At 41.6% G+C, this 3,537-nt stretch carries 6 protein-coding genes and 1 pseudogene; 5 read left to right on the forward strand and 2 right to left on the reverse strand.

Annotation, left to right across the window (positions count from 1 at the left end; genetic code table 11):
• The 3 genes and pseudogenes from LC653_RS45075 to LC653_RS45085 form a co-directional block, all read left to right on the forward strand.
• Window positions 1-549: pseudogene (locus tag LC653_RS45075) on the forward strand (hypothetical protein); the annotation flags it as partial.
• Window positions 546-962: a hypothetical protein gene (locus LC653_RS45080; protein WP_372478316.1), complete on the forward strand. Its 417-nt coding sequence runs from the start codon at window positions 546-548 to the stop codon at window positions 960-962. The pseudogene LC653_RS45075 and the gene LC653_RS45080, both read left to right, overlap by 4 nt.
• A gap of 150 nt (window positions 963-1,112) precedes the next feature.
• Window positions 1,113-1,382 (forward strand): Zn-binding domain-containing protein, encoded by a 270-nt coding sequence (locus LC653_RS45085; protein WP_267923458.1) that lies wholly within the window; start codon window positions 1,113-1,115, stop codon window positions 1,380-1,382.
• Window positions 1,383-1,431: 49 nt separating this feature from the next.
• Here LC653_RS45085 and LC653_RS45090 read toward each other — a convergent pair whose 3' ends face one another.
• On the reverse strand, window positions 1,432-1,581 hold the full coding sequence (locus LC653_RS45090; protein ID WP_229501725.1) for a hypothetical protein: 150 nt from the start codon (window positions 1,579-1,581) through the stop codon (window positions 1,432-1,434).
• Entirely contained in the window at window positions 1,578-1,874 is a 297-nt protein-coding gene (locus LC653_RS45095; protein ID WP_229501726.1) for a hypothetical protein, read from the reverse strand. The genes LC653_RS45090 and LC653_RS45095 overlap by 4 nt, the downstream gene beginning before the upstream one ends.
• Window positions 1,875-1,959: 85 nt before the next feature.
• Here LC653_RS45095 and LC653_RS45100 point away from each other — a divergent pair, with 85 nt between their 5' ends.
• Window positions 1,960-3,204 (forward strand): AAA family ATPase, encoded by a 1,245-nt coding sequence (locus LC653_RS45100; RefSeq protein WP_229501727.1) that lies wholly within the window; start codon window positions 1,960-1,962, stop codon window positions 3,202-3,204.
• A 5-nt stretch (window positions 3,205-3,209) separates the two neighbouring features.
• On the forward strand, window positions 3,210-3,380 hold the full coding sequence (locus LC653_RS45105; protein WP_229501728.1) for a hypothetical protein: 171 nt from the start codon (window positions 3,210-3,212) through the stop codon (window positions 3,378-3,380).
• The last annotated feature ends 157 nt before the right edge of the window (window positions 3,381-3,537 follow it).

Below are 3,537 nucleotides of genomic sequence, written 5' to 3' on the forward strand. Positions count from 1 at the left end.
CGCACTCTTCAACGCATTCAGTCAGGTTTAACGCTGCTGCAAACCAACCCTGAAGCAGCCGAAGCTTTCCGATTTATGAATCAAGCCATGCACTTGCAGCGTCTTCGTTCTATTTACTCAGAAGAAGCACGCCAAGGTAAAGCGCCAGAATTAGACAAAATCCCTAATCCTACCTGGTTTCCCTTTCAATTAGCCTTTATTTTGTTGAACTTACCCAGCATAACCGACTTACACCATTGCGATCGTAGTCACGAAACCGATGCTATTGCAGACTTACTCTGGTTCCCCACTGGTGGTGGTAAAACCGAAGCTTACCTGGGATTAACCGCCTACACCATCGGCTTGCGGAGGTTACAAGGGGTAATTTCGGGACGCCTCGGTACGTTAGTAGGACTTTATGAAACCGCAGTAGACCAGTTATGTTCCTGGGAAGTTGATGGTAAAAAGGTTCGTCCCAAAGTTATAGCTTCTACCGCCACAATACGTCAGGCAGAAACTCAAAAGTCGATCAGCTTGAACCACTGGATGTTTTACTTGCTACTAATATGATTTCCGTGGGTGTAGACGTGAAACGCCTGGGTGTGATGGCTGTTACAGGTCAACCAAAAAATACTGCCGAGTATATTCAAGCTACCAGCCGTGTCGGGCGGACATTCCCTGGTATCGTATTTACAGTTTACAACTGGGCGCGTCCTAGAGATTTATCCCACTACGAAAGATTTGAGCATTACCACGCTACATTTTATCAACACGTAGAAGCGCTATCTTTAACTCCCTTTGCGCCCCGTGCGATTGACAGGGGTTTAGCCGCGTTGTTTATATCCCTTGTGCGGTTGGCGGGTAGAGAATTTAACGGTAACAACCAAGCAGGACGAATTGAACGCAACCATCCTTTTTATATCCTTATTTCCAACTTAAAGAAAATTCTTATCGTCCAGACCAAACCCGTTACGTTCATCTAAACTGTCCCAAAAGTCAAAAAAAAGACCCAACAGCAATACCATCACGGTTCCTCGTTTCCTGCGAACGCGGACATTTAGAGTTCTGTCGATCCAGACAAAGTTAAATTTCCGGGTGTACGCTACATTTTACTACACTCCTTTGCTCACGCTCTGATGCGGCAAATGGCCCTTGAGTGTGGTTACAATGCTGCTAGTTTAAAGGAGCGAATTTACTCCAAACGACCAGAAGAAGAAGGCGGCCCAATGGCAGGTATACTAATTTATACCGCCGCACCTGATAGTGAAGGTACCTTGGGTGGTCTAGTCAGTTTGGGAGAGCCTAAAATACTTGGATACCATATAGACCAAGCTTTAGAACAAATGCGGTTATGTGCTTCTGACCCCTTGTGTGCAGAACATAGTTTAGGCGGCTTGTCGTAGACATCGCAATGGCATCAGATTGTTCAATAAGTAAACGAAAGAGAAAACATCACAAGACATCCTTTTCTTGGATGGAGGTTTCCTCTAAGAAACTTTTATAGGGCGATGCCGTTCGCGGAGCGTCTCGTAGAGAAGGCGGCAAGCTACGCAGCATTGCATCAAAGAAAATCACCTGTTCCATCCCAAGACTTTCATTCACTGTTCAATAGCTTTAAAATCTGTAGAGCTTATCCCGCATAGCTTAGAGCTTTTCTTAGTGCCATTCGTGCGTGAGCCAATTCCCACTGCACGAATAGCGAGTTTTTCAGGAGGCAATTTTTTAGCTTTGCGCTGTAACCACCATGCATATTCAAGACTATCAAAATCCCCAAGTTGTGGCCAGACTAAAATCAGGATATGTGAGGCAGTCTCGCAATTTTCTAGTAGGGGTCGGGTCATGCCATCACTAACACGCTGAAGTTCAGTCTGATTAAGGATATTGTAGGGATTCATTAAAAATGATTAACTACTATTGAGCTATCCAATTTTAATTTATAAGAAGTAAGTTGATCAATATAAATTTGTGTATGAGAGCCAAATGTTAAAAGAACTTCACCTCCAGCAAGTTGGTCCTGCTGCCCATTTTGATGTCGCATTTGCCGATAGGCTCAATATATTTACGGGTGATAATGGTTTAGGTAAAAGTTTTTTACTCGATATTGCTTGGTGGGTGATGACTACAAATTGGGCGGAGCAACCAGCGTACCCACAGCGAGTCAGAGGTGAAAATCCACAAATTACAGCCGTAGTTAGCAATAAAAAAAATATAAGAGAGTATCAGAGCCACTTTGATTTTTCTGAACAGCAATGGCGTAATTTACAAATGCCTCCTTTATTAAAAGAGGTAGTTATTTATGTGCGGGTTGATGGTAGTTTTTCTGTTTTTGACCCAGCTCGCCAACGCGATATTCCTTTTGACTTTAATCCAAATACACTTTGGAATGGATTAAAGTCAAAAGATAAAGTTATTTGTAATGGTTTAATTCAAGATTGGGTTACATGGCAGAATCAACCCAATAAATATCCATTTGAACTCTTTTCTAATGTCATTAAAAAACTTGCACCTCACCCTTCGGAATGGATACAAGTGGGAGAACCAACGCGAGTTTCTATTGAAGACGTGCGCGATATTCCTACAGTTAATCTGCCTTATGGGAATGTTCCTGTTACTCAAACATCAGCCGGAATGAAGCGTATTTTGGGACTGGCTTATTTACTAGTGTGGACTTGGTACGAACATAAAAAAGCTTCCCAATTGCGACAACAAAAGCCAGTAAATCAGATAGTTTTACTAATTGATGAAATTGAATCTCATTTGCATCCTCGTTGGCAGAGGGTGATTTTACCAGCTATTTTATCTGTGGTGACAGAATTACAACCCAGGATGAAGATACAGGCCTTAGTAACTACTCATTCTCCACTTATTCTTGCTTCCTTAGAGCCAAATTTTCATGAGCAAGAAGATAAACTATTTTTATTTAAATTACAAGATAGAGAGGTTAGCCTTGACGAAGTACCTTGGTCAAAACAAGGGGACATAGTTGGATGGTTAACCTCAGACATTTTTGGACTCAAACAAGCCCGTTCCAAAGAAGCAGAAATCGCAATTGAAGCAGCAGAGGCTTGGATGCGTGATGATGATATGAATGCGTTTCCAGAAAATCTGAGAATACCAACACAAATTCATCAAGAACTTCAAAGAGTTTTACCAGGACATGACCCATTTTGGCCCCGTTGGATAGTTACAACGGAGAAAATAAATTCTGGGTTATCAGGGGTATAACACAGATGATGCCATTTAATCCTCCTCCAGAACCACCTGATTTTGATAAAAAAGTGCGACAACCAGGAAATGCTTGGTTGGCAAAAAATCCAAATCCTAAAAAAGGAACCAGAGATTATTGGTCGCCTTTCAAAAGTTATTTAGCTGATGGATTTAATAACTGGAGTTTAGACTAAAAGCGATATGAGAGAACGCAAATCAAATGAAATTAGAGATTAAAAATATTATCTTGTCAGCCTCAAAGTATCCGCGACCTTTAATAATTATGTAGTATATCTGCCCCAGCAAATAATACAATAATGATAATCATGGAAAGGGTGGGAGAGAAACGAG

The sequence above is a fragment of the Nostoc mirabile CHAB5784 genome (genome assembly GCF_020829645.1).
GTDB classification, from domain to species: Bacteria; Cyanobacteriota; Cyanobacteriia; order Cyanobacteriales; family Nostocaceae; genus Nostoc; species Nostoc mirabile.